The 17745-nt window shown below is 62.6% G+C and carries 16 protein-coding genes; 3 read left to right on the forward strand and 13 right to left on the reverse strand.

Annotation, left to right across the window (positions count from 1 at the left end):
- Positions 1-50: 50 nt before the first annotated feature.
- The 5 genes from CKW13_RS04630 to minC form a co-directional block, all read right to left on the reverse strand.
- On the reverse strand, positions 51-1340 hold the full coding sequence (locus CKW13_RS04630; RefSeq protein WP_095107420.1) for a M18 family aminopeptidase: 1290 nt from the start codon (positions 1338-1340) through the stop codon (positions 51-53).
- An 85-nt stretch (positions 1341-1425) separates the two neighbouring features.
- Entirely contained in the window at positions 1426-2061 is a 636-nt protein-coding gene (locus tag CKW13_RS04635; protein ID WP_095107421.1) for an RluA family pseudouridine synthase, read from the reverse strand.
- A gap of 133 nt (positions 2062-2194) precedes the next feature.
- Positions 2195-2449, reverse strand: a complete 255-nt coding sequence (gene minE / locus CKW13_RS04640) for a cell division topological specificity factor MinE (protein ID WP_019693048.1) — start codon at positions 2447-2449, stop codon at positions 2195-2197.
- Positions 2449-3261, reverse strand: coding sequence for a septum site-determining protein MinD (minD, locus tag CKW13_RS04645; protein WP_020295538.1), 813 nt, complete (start codon positions 3259-3261; stop codon positions 2449-2451). The genes minE and minD overlap by 1 nt, the downstream gene beginning before the upstream one ends.
- Positions 3262-3452: 191 nt before the next feature.
- On the reverse strand, positions 3453-4190 hold the full coding sequence (minC, locus tag CKW13_RS04650; RefSeq protein WP_095107723.1) for a septum site-determining protein MinC: 738 nt from the start codon (positions 4188-4190) through the stop codon (positions 3453-3455).
- A gap of 119 nt (positions 4191-4309) precedes the next feature.
- Between minC and CKW13_RS04655 the strand changes: the two genes are divergently transcribed.
- From CKW13_RS04655 to CKW13_RS04665, 3 genes are all read left to right on the forward strand, one after another.
- Complete coding sequence (locus tag CKW13_RS04655; protein ID WP_095107422.1) at positions 4310-5239, forward strand: lipid A biosynthesis lauroyl acyltransferase; 930 nt, start codon at positions 4310-4312, stop codon at positions 5237-5239.
- A 30-nt stretch (positions 5240-5269) separates the two neighbouring features.
- Positions 5270-6421: a patatin-like phospholipase family protein gene (locus CKW13_RS04660; protein WP_095107423.1), complete on the forward strand. Its 1152-nt coding sequence runs from the start codon at positions 5270-5272 to the stop codon at positions 6419-6421.
- Between the two features lie 95 nt (positions 6422-6516).
- Complete coding sequence (locus CKW13_RS04665) at positions 6517-9246, forward strand: RHS repeat domain-containing protein (RefSeq protein ID WP_095107424.1); 2730 nt, start codon at positions 6517-6519, stop codon at positions 9244-9246.
- A gap of 119 nt (positions 9247-9365) precedes the next feature.
- Here CKW13_RS04665 and CKW13_RS04670 read toward each other — a convergent pair whose 3' ends face one another.
- The 8 genes from CKW13_RS04670 to puuE form a co-directional block, all read right to left on the reverse strand.
- A complete protein-coding gene (locus CKW13_RS04670; protein WP_095107425.1) occupies positions 9366-10151 on the reverse strand; it encodes an outer membrane protein OmpK in 786 nt (261 codons plus the stop codon).
- 382 nt (positions 10152-10533) lie between these two features.
- Positions 10534-11319, reverse strand: a complete 786-nt coding sequence (locus tag CKW13_RS04675; protein ID WP_095107426.1) for an outer membrane protein OmpK — start codon at positions 11317-11319, stop codon at positions 10534-10536.
- 132 nt (positions 11320-11451) lie between these two features.
- Complete coding sequence (locus CKW13_RS04680) at positions 11452-12810, reverse strand: nucleobase:cation symporter-2 family protein (RefSeq protein ID WP_095107427.1); 1359 nt, start codon at positions 12808-12810, stop codon at positions 11452-11454.
- A gap of 140 nt (positions 12811-12950) precedes the next feature.
- Positions 12951-14252 carry a urate hydroxylase PuuD gene (locus CKW13_RS04685; protein ID WP_095107428.1) on the reverse strand — a complete coding sequence of 434 codons (1302 nt, stop codon included), beginning with the start codon at positions 14250-14252 and terminating at the stop codon, positions 12951-12953.
- Positions 14253-14303: 51 nt separating this feature from the next.
- Positions 14304-14807 carry an ureidoglycolate lyase gene (locus CKW13_RS04690; RefSeq protein ID WP_095107429.1) on the reverse strand — a complete coding sequence of 168 codons (504 nt, stop codon included), beginning with the start codon at positions 14805-14807 and terminating at the stop codon, positions 14304-14306.
- A 120-nt stretch (positions 14808-14927) separates the two neighbouring features.
- Positions 14928-15923 (reverse strand): allantoicase, encoded by a 996-nt coding sequence (gene alc, locus CKW13_RS04695; RefSeq protein ID WP_095107430.1) that lies wholly within the window; start codon positions 15921-15923, stop codon positions 14928-14930.
- An 87-nt stretch (positions 15924-16010) separates the two neighbouring features.
- Positions 16011-16526, reverse strand: a complete 516-nt coding sequence (uraD, locus tag CKW13_RS04700) for a 2-oxo-4-hydroxy-4-carboxy-5-ureidoimidazoline decarboxylase (protein ID WP_095107431.1) — start codon at positions 16524-16526, stop codon at positions 16011-16013.
- The gene (gene puuE, locus CKW13_RS04705) at positions 16523-17449 is read right to left on the reverse strand and encodes an allantoinase PuuE (RefSeq protein WP_095107432.1); all 927 of its coding nucleotides are present in this window, start codon (positions 17447-17449) and stop codon (positions 16523-16525) included. Before puuE ends, uraD begins: the two co-directional genes overlap by 4 nt.
- Positions 17450-17745: the final 296 nt, after the last annotated feature.

Genomic DNA, 17745 nt, shown 5'->3' on the forward strand with positions numbered 1-17745 from the left:
GTATCGCCTTTAAGTAGCAAGCGGGCGAGCCCGCTTGCTACACAGGCGCACTAGGGCAAATCACGGCAGGCGTAGAACGCGCTCAGCACTTTGACCAAGTGGGCCAGGTCGTGGCTGCCGCACAGTTCACGGATCGAGTGCATGGCGAACGTCGGCAGGCCGATGTCCACGGTGCGCACGCCCAGGTGGCTGGCGGTGATCGGGCCGATGGTCGAGCCGCAGCCCATGTCGCTGCGCACCACGAAGCTTTGCACCGGTACTTCTTCGGCCATGCACAGGTGGCGGAAGAACCCGGCGGTTTCGCTGTTGGTGGCGTAGCGCTGGTTGCTGTTGACCTTGATGACGGGGCCGGCGTTGAGCTTCGGGCCGTGGTTGGCGTCGTGCCGGTCGGCGTAGTTGGGGTGAATGCCGTGGGCGTTGTCCGCCGAGACCAGCAGGGATTTCTGCATCGCCCGCACGAACGCCTCGCCTTCGGGCAGCAGGCGGCGCAGGGTTTGTTCCAGCATCGGGCCGTCGGCACCGCAGGCGGAACAGGAGCCGACTTCCTCGTGGTCGTTGGCCACGAACACGCAGGTTTCCTCGCTCGGGGCAGTGAGCAATGCTTGCAGGCCGGCGTAGCACGACAGCAGGTTGTCCAGGCGCGCACCGGCGATGAAGTCACCGTGCAGGCCAATCACCGCAGCGCTTTGGGTGTCGTAGAAACTCAGCTCGTAGTCCAGCACCACGTCGGCGTTGAGGCCGTGTTCCAGGGCCAGTTGGTTGGTGAGCACGGCGCGAAAATCCACGCGCTCGTCACCGGCGAACTGGGCGAGGATCGGCGGTAGCTCGGTTTGTGCATTGATCGCCCAGCCCTGGTTGGCCTCGCGGTTGAGGTGGATGGCCAGGTTGGGAATGGTGGCGATCGGTGCCTTGAAGTCGATCAACTGGCTCTCGACCTTGCCGTCGCGGCGGAAGGTCACGCGCCCAGCCAGCGACAGGTCGCGGTCGAACCACGGCGCCAGCAGCGCGCCGCCGTAGACTTCCACCCCCAATTGCCAGAAGCCCTGGCGTTGCAACTCCGGCTGCGGCTTGACCCGCAGGCACGGGCTGTCGGTGTGGGCGCCGACCATGCGGATGCCGTCCTGCAGGGGCGAGTGGCGGCCCATCTTGATGGCGACAATTGAGGAGTCGTTGCGGGTCACGTAGTAGCGGCCGTTGGCTTCGGTGGCCCACGGCTCGCGCTCGTCGAGGCGCTGGTAGCCGGCGGCTTCCAGGCGCTGTGCCAGGCTGGCGGTGGCATGGAATGGGGTGGGGGAGGCCTTGAGGAAGTCGATCAGGCCTTGGTTCAACTCTTCGCGCATAAGTAGCTCCAGACAGCAATGGGCGCGAGTTTAACGTATTGGACTTGGCTTTTGTGGGAGCCAGCGGCTAGCTCCCACACGGGGGCTAAAACGGTGCCGGGCACTCGAAGCGCAGCCGCTCGCCACTTTGCGGGTGGGTGAAGCTGAGCATGCTGGCATGCAGACACAGGCGCGGCCACGCGGCCAGGGCCTGTGGGTGGGCGTACAAACCGTCGCCCAGCAGCGGGTGGCCGATGGACAGCATGTGCACGCGCAACTGGTGCGAGCGGCCGGTGATGGGGGTCAGCTCGACGCGGCACCAGTCGCCACAACGCTCCAGCACTTTCCAGAAGGTCAGGGCGTGCTTGCCGAACTCGTGGTCCACCACATGCCGCGGTTTGGTCGGCGGGTCATAGCGCAGGGGCAGGTCGATGCTGCCGCTGTCCAGTTCGGGTTGGCCCCAGCACAGCGCGGTGTAGGCTTTTTCGGTTTCGCGGTCGTGAAACTGCCGGGACAGTTCGCGGTGGGTGTCCGCGTCACGGGCCAGCAGGATGATGCCGGAGGTTTCCCAATCCAGGCGATGGACGATCCGGGCTTCGGGGTAGCCGTTTTCTTGCAGGCGGGTGATAAGGCAATCCTTGTTGTCTTCGGCCCGGCCGGGCACGGAAAGCAGCAGGGTTGGCTTGTCCACCACCAGCACGCCAGCGTCCTGGTGGATGATGCGGATATTGGACAACGGCATTACAACAGCCTCATGACAAACGTATGGGAGCGGGCCTGCCCGCGAAAAGGTCGGTGACGACGCCTTCGCGGGCAGGCCCGCTCCCATATTGGATCAGCAGGTGTTCAGCCTGCTGTGGCCTCCACCGGTTCGATCAACGATCCGGCAGGGTGATGTTCAGTTCCAGGATCGAACAGCTGCCTTGGTTTTCCAGGGCAACGTGCACATCGTCGGAGCCGATGTTGACGTACTTGCGGATCACTTCCACCAGTTCCTTCTGCAGGGCGGGCAAGTAGTCCGGGGTGCTGCGCTGGCCGCGTTCATGCGCCACGATAATCTGTAGACGCTCTTTCGCTACCGACGCGGTGCTTACTTTTTTGTTGGCACGAAAGAAGTCAAAAAGATTCATTATCTACCTCCAAACAGGCGCTCGAAGAATCCCTTCTTCTCGACATCAAGGAACCGATGTTCCACGGTTTTGCCCAGCAAACGATCGACCGCATCGCTGTACGCCTGGCCGGCGTCGCTCTGGTCGTCGAGAATCACCGGCACGCCCTGGTTGGAGGCCTTGAGCACCGCTTGGGATTCGGGGATGACACCCAGCAGGGTGACGGCGAGGATTTCCTTGACGTCTTCAACGCCCAGCATTTCGCCGTTGCTCACGCGCTCGGGGTTGTAGCGGGTCAGGAGCAGGTGTTCCTTGATCGGGTCTTCGCCTTTCTCGGCGCGCCGCGATTTGCTCGCCAACAGGCCCAGCATGCGGTCGGAGTCACGCACCGAGGACACTTCCGGGTTGGTCACGACAATCGCCTCATCGGCGAAGTACATGGCCAGGTGGGCGCCTTTCTCGATGCCAGCAGGGGAGTCGCAGACCACGAACTCGAAGGTTTCCTTGAGTTCCATCAGGACCTTTTCCACGCCTTCGACGGTCAACGCGTCTTTGTCGCGGGTCTGGCTGGCGGCCAGGACGTAGAGGTTTTCCAGGCGCTTGTCCTTGATAAGGGCTTGCTGCAGGTTGGCCTCGCCGTTGACCACGTTGACGAAGTCGTAAACCACGCGACGCTCGCAACCCATAATCAGGTCGAGGTTACGCAGGCCCACGTCGAAGTCGACGATCACTGTTTTGTGGCCGCGCAGAGCGAGGCCGGTACCGATAGCGGCGCTGGTGGTGGTCTTACCCACACCACCCTTGCCGGATGTAACCACGAGAATCTTGGCCAAGGTGTTTCACCCCTAAGGAAAAAGGACTTTTAGCCCCTGAAAAACATCTCTGGAAAACGCCAACTGCCGAACAACCTTGGCTGAAATTTGAGCAAAAGCGCTATTAACGGCCGGCTTTGGGTCAATTTCCTACTTCGTTTGGGCTGTTTTCGCTACGCGTTAGAGATGTTTGGAAAATGCGGCAGTATCCGTTAAAGCCCAATGATGTTCAACACATCACCCGACAGACTGATCTGCACGCCAGAACCCCACAGCGGGTCGCGCCGCAGGTCTTCGCAAACTTTGTATTGGCCGGCAATCGACACCAGTTCGGCGCTCAATTGCTGGCAGAAAATCCGTGCCTTGGTATCGCCCTTGACGCCGGCCAGCGCCCGGCCGCGCATGGGGCCGTATACATGGATGTTGCCGTCGGCGAGAAGTTCCGCCCCCGGGCTGACCGAGGAAATCACCACCAGGTCGCTGCCCTGGGCGTAGATCTGCTGCCCGCCGCGCACGGGGGAGGTGATGATCTTGGTCGGCTTGATGGTGGGTTCTGGCGGTTTTTCCGGCTTTTTACGCGCCACGCCTTCCTGCGGGTCGAGCGGCCGCTCGCGGGCGCCGGAGGGGGGCAGCACGGGCAGGTCAACGGCAATGGCGGCGGCGATGTCTTCGATGCGGCTGGCGCGGATGGCCAGGGTCCGCAGGCCATGATGGCGGCAAATGCGCATCAGGCCGGGCAGGTCCACCGCGCCTTCCTGGGCCGGGAGTTTGTCCAGGGCCAGCACCAGCGGGGCGTTGCTGAAGAAATTCGGGGCCTGGGCGACCTTCGCGGCCAATTGGCGATCCAGCCCCTCAAGGTCATTGCGGGCCAGTTCCAGCACCGTTATGGCGAGCATGCTGCCCTTCAACTGGAACACAGGATCTTGGTCTAGCGGTTCGGTTTGGCTCATGGTCGGCATTAAACGGCTTGTCACTAAAAGTGCCGAGACTTATAACGAGAACGCCCGCGAGCCGCAACCCGCTGCGAACCGATGTAGAATGCGCGGCCTTTGTCTTGACGGAATCTTTAATGGATCGCCCGCGTTTACGAGCCGAATTTTTTCTTCCGCGTTTCTGGCCACTGTGGCTGGGCCTGGGGCTGCTGTGGCTGATCGTGCAGTTGCCGTACCCGCTGCTGCTCAAGATCGGCCGCGTCCTGGGCGCCCTGATGTACCGGGTGGCAGGCGACCGGCGGCGCATCGCCCAGCGCAATCTGGAACTGTGTTTCCCGGAAAAAACCGCCGCCGAGCGCAAGCGCTTGCTCAAGGAAAACTTCGCCTCCACCGGCATTGCCTTCTTCGAGATGGCCATGAGTTGGTGGTGGTCGCGCGCCCGTTTGGCACGCCTGGCCCATGTCGAAGGCCTGGAGCACCTCAAACAGGCTCAGCGCGAGGGCAAGGGCGTGATCCTCATGGCCCTGCATTTCACCACCCTGGAAATCGGCGCTGCGCTGCTGGGCCAGCAGCACACCATCGACGGCATGTACCGCGAGCATAAGAACCCGCTGTTCGACTTTATCCAGCGCCACGGCCGCGAGCGCCACAACCTCGATTCCCTGGCGGTGGAGCGCGACGATGTGCGTGGCATGCTCAAGCTGCTGCGCGCCGGGCGGGCGATCTGGTACGCGCCGGACCAGGACTACGGCGCCAAGCAGAGCATTTTCGTGCCGCTGTTCGGCATTCAAGCCGCGACGGTGACCGCCACTAGCAAATTCGCGCGCCTGGGCAAGGCCCTGGTGGTGCCCTTCACCCAGGAACGCCTGGCGGACGGCAGCGGTTATCGCCTGGTGATCCACCCGCCATTGCAGGGTTTCCCCGGCGAGTCCGAAGAGGCCGACTGCCTGCGCATCAACCAGTGGGTCGAAGCTTCGCTGCGCCAGTGCCCCGAGCAATACCTGTGGGCCCATCGCCGCTTCAAGAGCCGCCCGCCGGGCGAGCCGAAACTCTACGCCCAACGCTGATCCCTTCTTGACCTGCCCTGGAGCCTTGCAATGAGTCGTGCCGAACCGGTAACGGGTTTGATTCTTTCCGGGGGCGGGGCGCGGGCGGCGTACCAGGTGGGCGTGCTGGCGGCAATTGCCGAGTTGCTGCCGGCGGGGGCGGCGAACCCGTTTCCGGTGATCGTCGGCACGTCCGCCGGGGCGATCAACGCTGTGAGCCTGGCCAGTGGCGCGATGGACTTTGGCGCCGCCATCGAACGCCTGACCGCGTTCTGGCAAAGTTTTCGCAGCCATCAAGTGATGCGCAGCGACTGGCCGGGGGTGATCCGCCAGGCCAGCCGTTTTGTCGGCCATAGCCTGCTGGGCCTAGGCGCCCAGGTGCCGGTGGCGCTGCTCAACAGCAGCCCTTTGCGCGACTTGCTGCAAGAGCGCATTCACCTGGGCGGCATCGACGAGGCGATCAAGGCGCGGCAACTCAAGGCCGTGGCCGTCACCGCGTTTGGCTACGAGTCCGGCCATGCGGTGACCTTCTATCAGGGCGGCGGCACCATCGATGCCTGGTTGCGCCATCGCCGCATTGGCCTGCCGACGCCGTTGAGCGTCGAGCATTTGCTGGCCAGTTCGGCGATCCCGCTGCTGTTCGCGCCAGTGAAGATCGGCGACGAATTTTTTGGCGATGGTGCCGTGCGCCAATCGGCGCCCATCAGCCCAGCCCTGCACCTGGGCGCGAGTCGGGTGCTGGTGGTGGGCGTCAGCGGCAACCCGCGCGGCGCTGACCCCCAGCACCCTTTGCAGCGCAGCTACACCGGGCAGCAGCCGACCCTGGCGCAGATCGGCGGGCACCTGCTCAATAGCACCTTCATCGACAGCCTGGAAGGCGATATCGAGCTGTTGCAGCGCCTCAACCAGTTCGGCCACCTGCTGCCCCACGGCACGCCCACCCGCAGCCTGGGCGCGGCGCCGGTGGACGTGCTGGTGATCGCCCCCAGCCAGCCCATCGACGAAATCGCCGCCCGTCACCGCCAGGAACTGCCGCGGGCCTTGCGCATGTTCTTGCGCGGGCCTGGTGCCACCAAGACCAGCGGGGCCGGGGTGCTCAGCTACTTGTTGTTCGAGGCCGGGTATTGCAGCGAGTTGATCGACCTTGGGCGGTGCGACGCGCTGGCCAAGGCCGATGAGTTGAAGCGCTTCCTGGGGCTGTAGGGCCTCTACCTACCTGTAAGTTCTGACAGTATCCGTGCCTCGATCCGTCAGGCATCGTAGGGCCTGTGTTCAGCCTGATATGAACGAGGCGTCGCATGCCCCGCGCAACCCGGCTCCATGCCCACACCCCGACCCTGTCGGCGGTTGACCCGCGAGGCCTGCCGGTGCGCACAGTGGCCTATTGCCGCGAGCTTTCGCGGCAAGCCGCCGAGGCGCGGATCACCCGCCAGGTGTACGACGGTGCCGGGCGCCGCGTCGGCAATTGGGACCCGAGACTGTGGGGCCTTTCACCCAAGCCCAACCTGACCTCGGTGTACAGGTTATCCGGCCAGCCATTACTGACCGACAGCCTCGACGCCGGGTGGCAACTGAATTTGCCCGCGGTGGCGGGCCAGGTGCTGTCGGCGTGGGACAGCCGGGGCAGCCAACAGCATACCCAGCACGATGCGCTGCTGCGGCCGCTGGCGGTGCGCGAGGCTGTGGCGGGCGAGGCGGCCCGGGTCGTCGAACGCATGACCTACGCCGGCCCCGACGTGCCAGCCCATAACCAGTGCGGCCGGTTGATTCGCCATGACGACCCGGCAGGCACGTTGCACCTGCGCGATTACGGGCTCGATGGCACGGCGCTGGCGGAGCAGCGCCAGTTCCTCGCCAGCCTGGAGCCGCCCGACTGGCCCATCGGCACCGGGCAGCGTGATGACCTGTTGGAGCCCGGGCCGGGTTTTACCAGCAGGCAAACCCACATCGCCACCGGCCAGTTGCACAACCAGGCCGACGCCATGGGCCACCTGCGTTCGTTCACCTACACCCGGGCGGGGCAGTTGAAGTCCGCCAGCCTGCGCCTGGTGGGGGCGGGCCAAGTGCCTCGCCTGCTGGTCAGCGCGCTGGCCTATGACGCCTTCGGCCAAGTCGAGGAAGAAACCGCCGGTAACGGCGTGCAGACCCGGGCCGAGTACGACCCTCGGGATGGTCGCTTGCTGCACCTGCGGGCGGCCGCTGCCCAGGTGCTGGCGGATGTGCATTACACCTACGACCCCACGGGCAACGTCCTCAGTATTGAGGATGTTGCCCAACCCGTTCGCTACCACGGCAACCGGCGCATCGAGCCGATCAACCGCTACCAGTACGACACCCTCTATCAACTGGTGCAGGCCAGCGGCCGCGAAGTCATCACCCCGGCCTATGGCCCGCAACTGCCGGCGTTGCAACCTTTGCCGGCCGACCCCAACCAACTGCGCAACTACACCCAGGCGTTTACCTACGACGCGGCGGGTAACCTGCTCAGCCGCCAGCACAGCGGCGCGCCCACCTTCGTCATGGCCGTTTCCCAGCGCAGCAACCGCAGCCTGGCCCAGCGCCCGGACGGCGGCCTGCCCGGCGAGGACGACATCGCCCAGGGCTTTGACGCGCAGGGCAACCAGCAAACCCTGCAACCCGGCCAAGCCCTGCACTGGGACGCCCGCAACCAGTTGAGCCGGGTTACCCAGGTGCAGCGCCCGGACGGTACGGACGACGAGGAGCATTACGTCTACGACCGCCCCGGCCATCGCCTGCGTAAAGTCCGACTGGCCCAGGCGCACCGTCGCACCCTGCGTGGCGAAGTGCGCTACTTGCCCGGGTTGGAAACTCACCAGCACGGTGCCGAGCGCTACCACGTCATCCACCTTGAGGCCGGGCGCAACAGCGTGCGGGTGTTGCACTGGGAAACTGCGCCGCCGGCGGGTGTCACCAACGATCAATTACGCTACGGCATCAGCGATCACCTGGGCTCCTGCACGTTGGAGGTGGATGAACACGCTGCCCTTATCAGCCAGGAAAGTTACTACCCCTTTGGTGGCACGGCGTGGTGGGCGGGCAGAAGTGCGGTGCAGGTCAAATACAAGACCGTGCGTTATTCAGGTAAAGAACGCGACGCCACGGGGCTTTATTACTACGGTTATCGCTATTACGCGCCGTGGTTACAGCGGTGGTTAAGTGCAGATCCGGCGGGGGAAGTCGATGGGCTTAATTTTTATTGGATGGTCAATAATCGGCCCACTTATTTGACTGATAAGAAGGGGTTGGTAGGGGGGAATGACTTGCCCGTGCCTGCGCAACAGTTGGGCCGTTGGAAGTTGGAGAAACTTGAGTTGTCACATTCAGCTTTGAAGTCTCGGGAGTCTGAAGGGCATGATCTCAAGGTGAGGTTAGTATTGTCTTACAAGGGCAGGTGGTTGGATAAGGTAAGAGGCCGTATGGAAGAGCCACCTGCGTTGACTTGGGATGAAAGTATTCATGTAAATGATCTGGAGAAAAAAGAGTCCTGGCAATTCAATGTGAATATGTATGAACACAACCCGTCCAGCCGGACCCTTGAGGCTTGGCCAAGGAGGTACATCGAAGCCTATAACACCGCTGCGGGCCAGCCAGGACTACAACGGGGAAGTGTCCGTCTATTGGATGTCAATGATTCGCCGGTGAGTATCGCGAAACTGGGTGAAGGGGTCGAGGGTAATGAAAATAAAGCCAATGCGGTCAGGTCATATTTAATTGCTTCGGGTGGAAAGCTGGAATTTGAGATTCATGATGTTCCATCCATTGTGCTACGGGAAAATACGCACAAGGAACGCTTGCTTCAAATCAGTATTGGATTGCAAGGTGCGCAGGGGAGGGCGTTATTTAGCCAATATTTGCTCGTGGATAATACCCATGGAGAGGTTAGGCGCGAGAGTACAGTGAATGCCGAGTACATTAGGATGGACCGCGCCGGGCTGGTGAAAGTCGAGGCGCCAAGCATCGTGAGAACACCCAGAGCCTATATTCGCATGCCAGGGGAGTATGTTTGATGTGCTGCTTGTGCGTTAGTCGGCTGAGCAAAGCGGGAACTTTTAATTTTAGAGGTCACGAGTTTTTGTCGCAGGAGTAGCCAGCGGGCAGGCCCGCTGGCTATAGACGAGAATGTTGTTTAGAAGTGCAACTTCACCAACAAGCTCGCGGTGTTCTGGTCGGTGTCGAAGTAGTGGCTGTCGTTGATGCCGTACTTGTTCTTCCAGTAGTCGTATTCAATACCTACGTACAACTGCTTCTCGCCGAAGTTGAGCGCTTTGCCCAGGTCGTATTTGATTTGCGGGTTGATGTGCAAGTTGGCGTGGTAGGTGCCCTTGCTGTTCTGGTCGTTGTCCACGACCCAGTCGATAAAACCGTCGATCAGGATGTCGGACTTGCCCACGGGAAGGGTGTAGGCCCATACCGGGGTGATCTGCCAGACGTTGTCGCCGGCGCGCGGGCCTTCGGTCTGGCGGTTGTAGAAGTTCAACTGGAAGAAGTCGAAACCGGGGATGGCCAGGTCGAAACCCGGGCCGATCAGGTAGGACTCGTTGTCGCCTTCGCCAAACTCGTAGGTCATGGCCAGCAGCACGTCCTTGATCGGGCCGAACTCGATTTTCTGGTCGAAGATCTTGCCGAACGACAGGCGTGGGCTGAACTCGCCGTAGTAGGTGTTGGGCCCCGAGTTACTGTCTTTTTTACCGTTGTAGAAGATCTTGTCGACGAACAGGAAGTTGTCGCCGTACTTCCAACCATCGGCGTGTTCGAAGGTGAAGGTCTGCTGTGTTTCGGGGTTGACTTCGAAGTTTTGCCCATACAGGTACGTCAGGCTGTTGTTCTGCCATTGCAGCAGGTCGCCCGCCATGGCCTGGCCGCCGGCCAGCAGGCCGGCAGCGAGCATCACACTGTTCACGGTACGTTTCATTCGGTTGCTCCCAAAAGTTGGTGGTTCTACGTTGTTCTTCAGTCAGCGCTCTGCTGTGGCGCCTGTTTTCACTGCAGTTAAAAGTTATCCGGTTGGTCAGCTTTGCTGTGCTTTGCAAGCGCTGAGCCAAGGTGAAGCGAAAACCAAACAACGCCCGTCGGCTGTCCGCAAAACAACCGAGTGGGAGTGTTTTTTTGTTGTGTTCGGGACGCCTTCGAACTAACCGGGGCCTGGATAAGTTGGCTACCCGGTCAGGTTCGGGCGGTACGGCGGGTCAGCCGTGCCGCGGCGCGGGCGCGGAGAATACTGGCTCCCACGGCCCGGCTCAAGTGCCCTGCAACAGCGCACCGCCAGCAATGTGGGCGCGCTATTGCCGGGCATTTTAGAAATGCACCTTGAGCAGCAGGCTCGCGGTGTTTTGGTTGGTGTCCAGGTTGGCGCTGTCGGCGATGCCGTACTTGTTTTTCCAGTAGCTGTACTCGGCGCCGACATAGACCCGTTTTTCGCCCCAGTTCAAGGCTTTGCCCAGGTCGTATTTGATCTGCGGGTTGATGTGCAGGTTGGCGTGGTAGGTGCCGCGCGCGTTCTGGTCGTTGTCCACCACCCAGTCCAGGTAGCCGTCGATCAGCAGGTTGGAGCGGCCCAGGGGGATGCTGTAGGACCAGGCTGGGGTGATTTGCCACACGCCATCGCCAGGGCGTGGGCCTTCGGTCTGGCGGCGGTAGACGTTGAGGGTGAAGTAGTTGAAACCCGGCACCGCCAGGTCGAAGCCCGGGCCGATCAGGTAGGCCTCGCTTTCGCCTTCGCCGTACTCGTAGGTCATGGCCAGCAGTACGTCCTTGATTGGGCCGAGCTCGAACCTGCGGTCGAAGATCTTGCCCATCGACAGGCGCGGGCTGAACTCGCCGTAGAAGGTGTGCGCGCCTTTGTTCCGGTCTTCGGCGCCGTTGTAGAAAATTTTGTCGACGAACAGGAAGTTGTCGCCGTACTTCCATTTGTCGGCGTGCTCGAAGGTCACGGTTTGCTGGATCGCGGGGTTGATGGCGAAGTTCTTGCCATACAGGTAACTCAGGCTGTTGGTCTGCCACAGCAGCAGGTCGCCGGCCATGGCCGGGCCGGCCGCCAGCAGTGCGCCGCCCAACAACAGGCGTGAGGGGGTGAGTTTCATCGGTGTGCTCCCTGATTGTTTTTATTGTTAAAGGCGCAGGCAGACCGCTGACCGCGTGCGATCAAGCGCCGTCATGGGTGTTGCAGGTGGAACCGGTGGCGATGCGGGGCGCGTTTGCCGCGCCCGGGTCGATCAATGGGGGTGGGCGCTGCACTCACTGGCGGCGGCGCGGTGGCTGCCGCCGAGGATGTTGAACAGCAGGTTCAGCGCCAATGCGCTGAGGGTGGCCATGGCGATGCCGCTGTGGGTGATGGGGCTCATCCACAGGGGCAGGTGCGCGAAAAAGTCCGGGCGCACCACGGGGATCAGGCCCATGCCGATGCTCACGGCCACCAGCAACTGGTTGCGGCGGTCGGCGATGTCGGCTTCCTGAAGGATCTTGATGCCCGTGGCGGCGACCATGCCGAACATGGCGATTGCCGCGCCACCCAGCACCGCCGGGGGAATCGACGCCACCAGGAACGCAGCCTTGGGCAGCAGGCTGAGGAGGATGAGAAACAGCCCGGCGACGATGGTCACCGAGCGGCACCGCACCCCAGTCATCTGCACCAGGCCGATGTTCTGGGCAAAAGAGGAATGGGTGAAGGTGTTGAAGAACCCGGCGAAGAACGACGCGCCGGCGTCGCACAGCAGGCCCCGGCGCAGCATGCGTGGGGTGACGTCCTGGCCGGTGATCTTACCCAGGGCCAGGAACATCCCGGTGGATTCGACGAAGATAATCACCACCACCAGGCACATCGACAGGATCGGCGCGAGGTGGAACTGCGGCAGGCCGAAGTGCAGCGGGGTGACGAATTGCAGCCACGGCGCCAGGGCCATGCCGCTCAGGTCGACCATGCCCAGCGCGCCGCACAGTACGTAGCCCAGGGCCATGCCGATGAGCACCGAGATGTTCACCCAGAAACCGTGCATGAAGCGGTGGATCAGCAAAATAGTGCCCAGCACCAGGGCGGCGATGGCCAGGTAGATCGGCGAGCCGAACTCGGCGGCGGCGTTGCCACCCCCGGCCCAGTTCACCGCCACCGGGAACAGCGACAGGCCGATGGAGGTAATGACGGTGCCGGTGACCAGGGGTGGGAAGAAGCGCACCACCTTGGACATGAACGGTGCGATCAGCATGCCGAAGAAGCCGGCAGCGATGGTCGCGCCGAAAATCCCCTGCAAACCGATGCCCGGCATGCCGGCCATGGCCACCATGCTGCCGACGGCGGCGAAACTGGCGCCCATCATCACCGGCATGCGAATGCCCATGGGGCCGATGCCCAGCGACTGCACCACGGTGGCGATGCCCGCCACCAGCAGGTCGGCGTTAATCAGGAAGGCGATTTCTTCGCGGCTCAGGCCCGCAGCCTGGCCGACAATCAACGGCACCGCGATGGCGCCGCCGTACATCAGCAGGACGTGTTGCAAGCCCACCAGGATCAACTGCAACAGCGGCAGACGTTGGATGGCAGGCGCGTCGGCGACGTGCGTGGGGGATAACACGGACATGCAACACCTCGGATCTTTTTTATTTTTGTAGGGTTTGGCCAGCAGCGGCTGGCGCCTGCCTGTGAGGGGAAGGCGTGCGTGCCTGGGCTAATGGTGGGGGCGGGCCTGCCCCCACAATAAATCACCCTCGCCAGGGGCGATCAGTTCGTGGGCGCCCCCTGCACAATCCAGGCGCCGATGAGGTCACGCTCCTGCTGGGTCATCTGGGTGATGTTGCCCAGCGGCATGATCTGCGTGGCGACAGCCTGGGCCTGGATGCGCGCAGCCTGTTGCTGGATTTGCTGCGGGGTATCGAACATCACCCCGCCCGGCGCGGCGCTGAACAGTGGGCTGGTGGGCTTGGCCGAATGGCACACGGCGCAGCGTTCCTGGATCACGCTATGCACCTTGCTGAAGTCGCCGCTGCCGGCCTGGGCGTTGGCCGCTTGCGGTTGCTGCGCCGGGGCCGCGGCCGCGGCAGGTTTGGCGCCGCCACCCAGGGCGGTTTCCGGCAGGGGTTGGTACTCGATGGCGGTCGGGGCCTTGGCGGTGTCCGGGGCCAGGGCCACGGGTTTTGGCCCGGTGACGTAGGCCAGGCAGATCATCGCCAGGGCGCCGGCCGGCAGGGTCCAGGCGAACTTATTGCTGTTGTGGCGGGTGTTGAAGTAATGGCGCACCAACACCGCCGCCACCGCGATCCCGGCCAGGATCAGCCAGTTGTACTGGCTGCCGTAGGTGCTGGGGAAGTGGTTGCTAATCATGATGAACAGCACGGGCAGGGTGAAGTAGTTGTTGTGCCGCGAACGCAACAGGCCCTTGGCCGGCAATGCCGGGTCGGGGCTGCGGTTCTCGGCGATGGCGGCCACCAGCGCGCGCTGGGCCGGCATGATGATGCGAAATACGTTGCCGACCATGATGGTGCCGATTACGGCGCCCACGTGCAGGTACGCGCCACGGCCGCTGAACACCTTGCTGAAACCGTAGGCCGCCGCGATCAGCAGCACGAACAGGATCAGGCCGAGCAGGGCAGGGCGCTTGCCCAGGGCCGAGTCGCACAAAAAGGAGTAGACGAACCAGCCGACGAACAGCGAGCCCAGGCCCAGTAGCACGCCTTCGGGGCCGCTCAGGCTGCTGCCCGGGGCCAGGAGGTAGAGCGTGGGGTTGGCGTAGAACACCACGCACAGCAGCGCGACGCCCGACATCCAGGTGAAATAGGCTTCCCATTTGAACCAGTGCAGGTTGTCCGGCATGGTCGGCGGGGCCAGTTTGTATTTTTCCAGGTGGTAGATACCGCCACCGTGGATCGCCCACAGATCGCCCGCCAGGCCATCCTTGGGGTTGACCCGGTTGAGGTTGTTCTCCAGCCAGACGAAGTAGAACGAGGCCCCGATCCAGGCCACGCCAGTAATCATGTGAACCCAGCGCACGCTCAGGTTCAGCCATTCCATCAAATGTGCTTCCACAGTGCTTACCTCTTGCCCGACACCCTCGTCGTGGGGTGTGCGGGCCTTCTCTTATTGGTGGGGGGCAAGGATCAACCGCTCATCCTCTTTGAAAAAATGCTCATCGCAGTTATTGCCTGTGCCACTGCGATCAACCACCAGGAAGTCATCCCGCTTTTCGATCGTCAGCACCGGGTGGTGCCAGACGCCGCGATGGTAATTGATGCCCTGCCTGCCATTGGTGCGGAAGGCGCGGACCAAGCCTGATACAGGTGCATCGCCAACGGGCGCGACCACGATCAGAAAGGGGTTGCCGAGCAGCGGGATGAAAGCCTGGCTGCCCAGCGGATGGCGCTCCAGCATGCACAGGGTCAACGGCATGTCCTGCGCCTCGGCGCGGAAGATGCTGATGATCGCCTTGTCTTCGGGCAGGGCCGTTTCAACCTCGGCCAAGCGGTGGAAGCGCAGGGTCGAACCGTTGTTAATCATGAAGTGAGCACTGCCGTCGGTTTCGATCACGTCACCGAAGGGGGCGAAGGCTTCTTTGCTTAAGGGTTCGATCGTGAGTGTGCGCATGCTGTTCTTCTTATTCAGGGTTCTGTGTTGTTTGCTCTGGTGCTATCGCGAGCAGGCTCGCTCCCCCAACTGGAATTCATTCCCCTGTGGGAGCGAGCCTGCTCGCGATCGGGTTGTCGCTTACTTGGCCACCTTGCCCAGGATGCGCAAGCGGCTCACGCCACCGTCCGGGAAGATGTTGAGGCGGATGTGGGTGATCGGGCCCAGGGCCTTGATCTGCTCGGCGAAGGTGTGTTCGGCGTGCATTTCCAGCTTCTGGCTGGGCAACAGTTCCCGCCAGAACAGCGATTGGGTTTCGATCTGGCTGTCGGTGCCGCCCTTGACGAATGCGCCCTGGATCGAGCAGCTATCAGGGTAGTTGCCCTTGAAGTGCAGGGTGTCGACGACGATTTTTTCCACTTCGCCGGCATGGCCCAGGGCGACGATCACCCAGTCATTGCCCGGCGTGCGGCGGCGTGCGGTTTCCCAGCCGTCGCCCATGTTGATGCCACGGCCCGGGTTGAGCAGGTTGCTGATGCGCCCAAAGTGCTCGTCGGAGCAGGCCAGGGCCCGGCCGCCGTTGAGGGCGCTGGCCAGGTCGAGCTGTTCGTTGTCGCCTACCGCCGACCAATCGCGGAACGGAATGCCGTACACCCGCAGGCGCGCAACGCCGCCGTCGGGGTAGATGTTGAAACGCAGGTGGCTGAACGCCTGCTCGTTGTTGATCTCGTGGTAGTGGTGGCTGTTGCCCTGCAACTCCACCGCCGACAGCACTTCGCTCCACTGGGTGTTTTCGCCCGGCTCGCCGTCGGCCAGGAAGCAGCCTTCCAGGGACGCGGAGGGCGGGAAGTTGCCGGTGAAGAATGAAGTGTCGATGTCCAGGCCTTTGATCTGGCCCGGCACGCCGAGGCGGATCACCGCGCTGTCGTAGCCTTCAAAGCGCTTGCGGCGCGACTCCCAGCCGTCCATCCACTTGCCGTTGTCATCGAAAACGCCCTCCTTCCATACGGCCGGGGTCGGCTGGAACATGCGGTTGGCATCGGCGAACCAGTCATCGGTGACCGAAACGATCTTGGTGCCCAGGCGGGCATCGGCCAGGTTGACGAACTTCTCGAAAGGTACGGCGTAAGCTTTCATTCTTCTTGTCTGCCTTTAATAAAGTGGCTTGGGATGCTTGCAGGGCCCTGGGCGACGGGGCGTTGTGTGCCGCTCGGGCCAGGCTCGCTATAGGGTCAGTAAACGCAGCAGGGCGATTTTGTTGATCTCGCTCAGCGCGCACTGGAACTCGGTGTCTACCGGGTTGTGGATGCGCGTTTCGAACGCCGCGAGGATCTGGTGCCGGTTGCTGCCTTTTACCGCCATGATGAAGGGAAACTTGAACTTGGCTTTGTAGGCCTCGTTCAACTCGGTGAAGCGCTGGAACTCATCGCTCGAGCATTGGTGAATACCGGCGCCAGCCTGTTCGCTGGTGCTGGCTTCGGTCAGTTGGCCCTGGATGGCCGCTTTGCCCGCCAGGTCCGGGTGAGCGTTAATCAGCGCCAGTTGCCTGGCGTGGTCGGCGCTCAACAAAATGTCGCTCATGCGCTGGTGCAGGGTTTCGATCTCGTCGATCGAAGGGTCCTGGCCCAGCTCGAAGGCCTTTTCGGCCACCCATGGCGAGTGTTCGTAGATGTCGGCAAAGGCCTCGACGAAGGCCTCGCGGCTCAACGTCGAAGGCTTGAGGGTTTGGAACGCGGTCATTGCGCGGCCCCTTGGAATGGGTGGACGTCGTGCCAATGGCGGGCGATATCGACGCGGCGGGTGAACCACACCTGCTCGTGGCCCTTGGCGTATTCGATAAAGCGCTTGAGGGCGGCCAGGCGCGCGGGGCGGCCGATCAGGCGGCAGTGCAGGCCGATGGAAAGCATCTTCGGCGCCTCGCTGCCTTCGGCGTAGAGCACGTCGAAAGCGTCCTTGAGGTAGTTGAAAAAGTCGTCGCCGGTATTGAAGCCCTGCACCTGGGTGAAGCGCATGTCATTGGTGTCCAGGGTGTAGGGGATCACCAGGTGCGCCTTGCCGGTGGGGTTGCGGCTTTCCCAGTAGGGCAGGTCGTCGTCGTAGGTGTCGCTGTCGTAGAGGAAGCCGCCTTCTTCCATCACCAGGCGCCGGGTGTTGGGCCCGGTGCGGCCGGTGTACCAGCCCAGCGGGCGTTCGCCGCTGATGTCGGTGAGGATGCGGATGGCTTCGAGCATGTGCTCGCGCTCCTGGGCCTCGTCCATGTACTGGTAGTCGATCCAGCGGTAGCCGTGGCTGCAGATCTCGTGGCCGGCGGCGACCATGGCGCGGATCACGTCCGGGTGGCGCTGGGCAGCCATGGCCACGGCGAACACGGTGAGCGGGATGTCGAATTGCTTGAACAGCGCCAGAACCCGCCACACGCCGGCACGGCTGCCATACTCGTACAGCGACTCCATGCTCATGTTGCGCTCGCCTTGCAGCGGCTGGGCCGAGACCATCTCCGACAGAAAGGCCTCCGACTCCTTGTCACCGTGCAGGATGTTGCGCTCGCCGCCTTCTTCATAGTTAAGGACAAAGGACAGGGCGATACGGGCATTGCCCGGCCAGTGTGGGTGCACGGGGTTGGGGCCGTAGCCGATCAGGTCGCGTGGGTAGTCAGCGCTCACTGCGTGGTTCCTTCTTGTTCGTGGCTAGGTCAGTAGCAAAGGGTGGCGTGGCGGCCTGACGGTGGAGGGGCAGGCTGGCGTCACAGCGATGGGCTGATTGTATACAAGTTTATATTCAATTTGTAAGCCTGTTTTTTCCCCAATTTCATTTTCGGGTTGGCCGGGGAGCACTGCAAGAAACCTGCCTCGTTAGTCAGTTGTTGGACGAAAGGTCTGGGCCGCCTGTGGCGGGGGGCTGTCTCCCGGTGACGGCAGCCCTGGGTTGAAGCGTGGAAAAAAATCTGGATCTATTGTGT

The sequence above is a fragment of the Pseudomonas sp. Irchel 3E20 genome (assembly GCF_900187645.1).
Classification (GTDB): Bacteria; Pseudomonadota; Gammaproteobacteria; order Pseudomonadales; family Pseudomonadaceae; genus Aquipseudomonas.

What these genes read in the sequence shown, in the direction of transcription:
- minE (WP_019693048.1), bottom strand. Translation starts at nt 2,449, where the DNA reads ATGAATCTTTTTGACTTCTTTCGTGCCAACAAAAAAGTAAGCACCGCG.
- CKW13_RS04670 (WP_095107425.1), bottom strand. Translation starts at nt 10,151, where the DNA reads ATGAAACGTACCGTGAACAGTGTGATGCTCGCTGCCGGCCTGCTGGCC.
- minC (WP_095107723.1), bottom strand. Translation starts at nt 4,190, where the DNA reads ATGAGCCAAACCGAACCGCTAGACCAAGATCCTGTGTTCCAGTTGAAG.
- CKW13_RS04635 (WP_095107421.1), bottom strand. Translation starts at nt 2,061, where the DNA reads ATGCCGTTGTCCAATATCCGCATCATCCACCAGGACGCTGGCGTGCTG.
- CKW13_RS04675 (WP_095107426.1), bottom strand. Translation starts at nt 11,319, where the DNA reads ATGAAACTCACCCCCTCACGCCTGTTGTTGGGCGGCGCACTGCTGGCG.
- CKW13_RS04690 (WP_095107429.1), bottom strand. Translation starts at nt 14,807, where the DNA reads ATGCGCACACTCACGATCGAACCCTTAAGCAAAGAAGCCTTCGCCCCC.
- CKW13_RS04655 (WP_095107422.1), top strand. Translation starts at nt 4,310, where the DNA reads ATGGATCGCCCGCGTTTACGAGCCGAATTTTTTCTTCCGCGTTTCTGG.
- CKW13_RS04630 (WP_095107420.1), bottom strand. Translation starts at nt 1,340, where the DNA reads ATGCGCGAAGAGTTGAACCAAGGCCTGATCGACTTCCTCAAGGCCTCC.
- uraD (WP_095107431.1), bottom strand. Translation starts at nt 16,526, where the DNA reads ATGACCGCGTTCCAAACCCTCAAGCCTTCGACGTTGAGCCGCGAGGCC.
- CKW13_RS04665 (WP_095107424.1), top strand. Translation starts at nt 6,517, where the DNA reads ATGCCCCGCGCAACCCGGCTCCATGCCCACACCCCGACCCTGTCGGCG.
- CKW13_RS04660 (WP_095107423.1), top strand. Translation starts at nt 5,270, where the DNA reads ATGAGTCGTGCCGAACCGGTAACGGGTTTGATTCTTTCCGGGGGCGGG.
- alc (WP_095107430.1), bottom strand. Translation starts at nt 15,923, where the DNA reads ATGAAAGCTTACGCCGTACCTTTCGAGAAGTTCGTCAACCTGGCCGAT.
- CKW13_RS04680 (WP_095107427.1), bottom strand. Translation starts at nt 12,810, where the DNA reads ATGTCCGTGTTATCCCCCACGCACGTCGCCGACGCGCCTGCCATCCAA.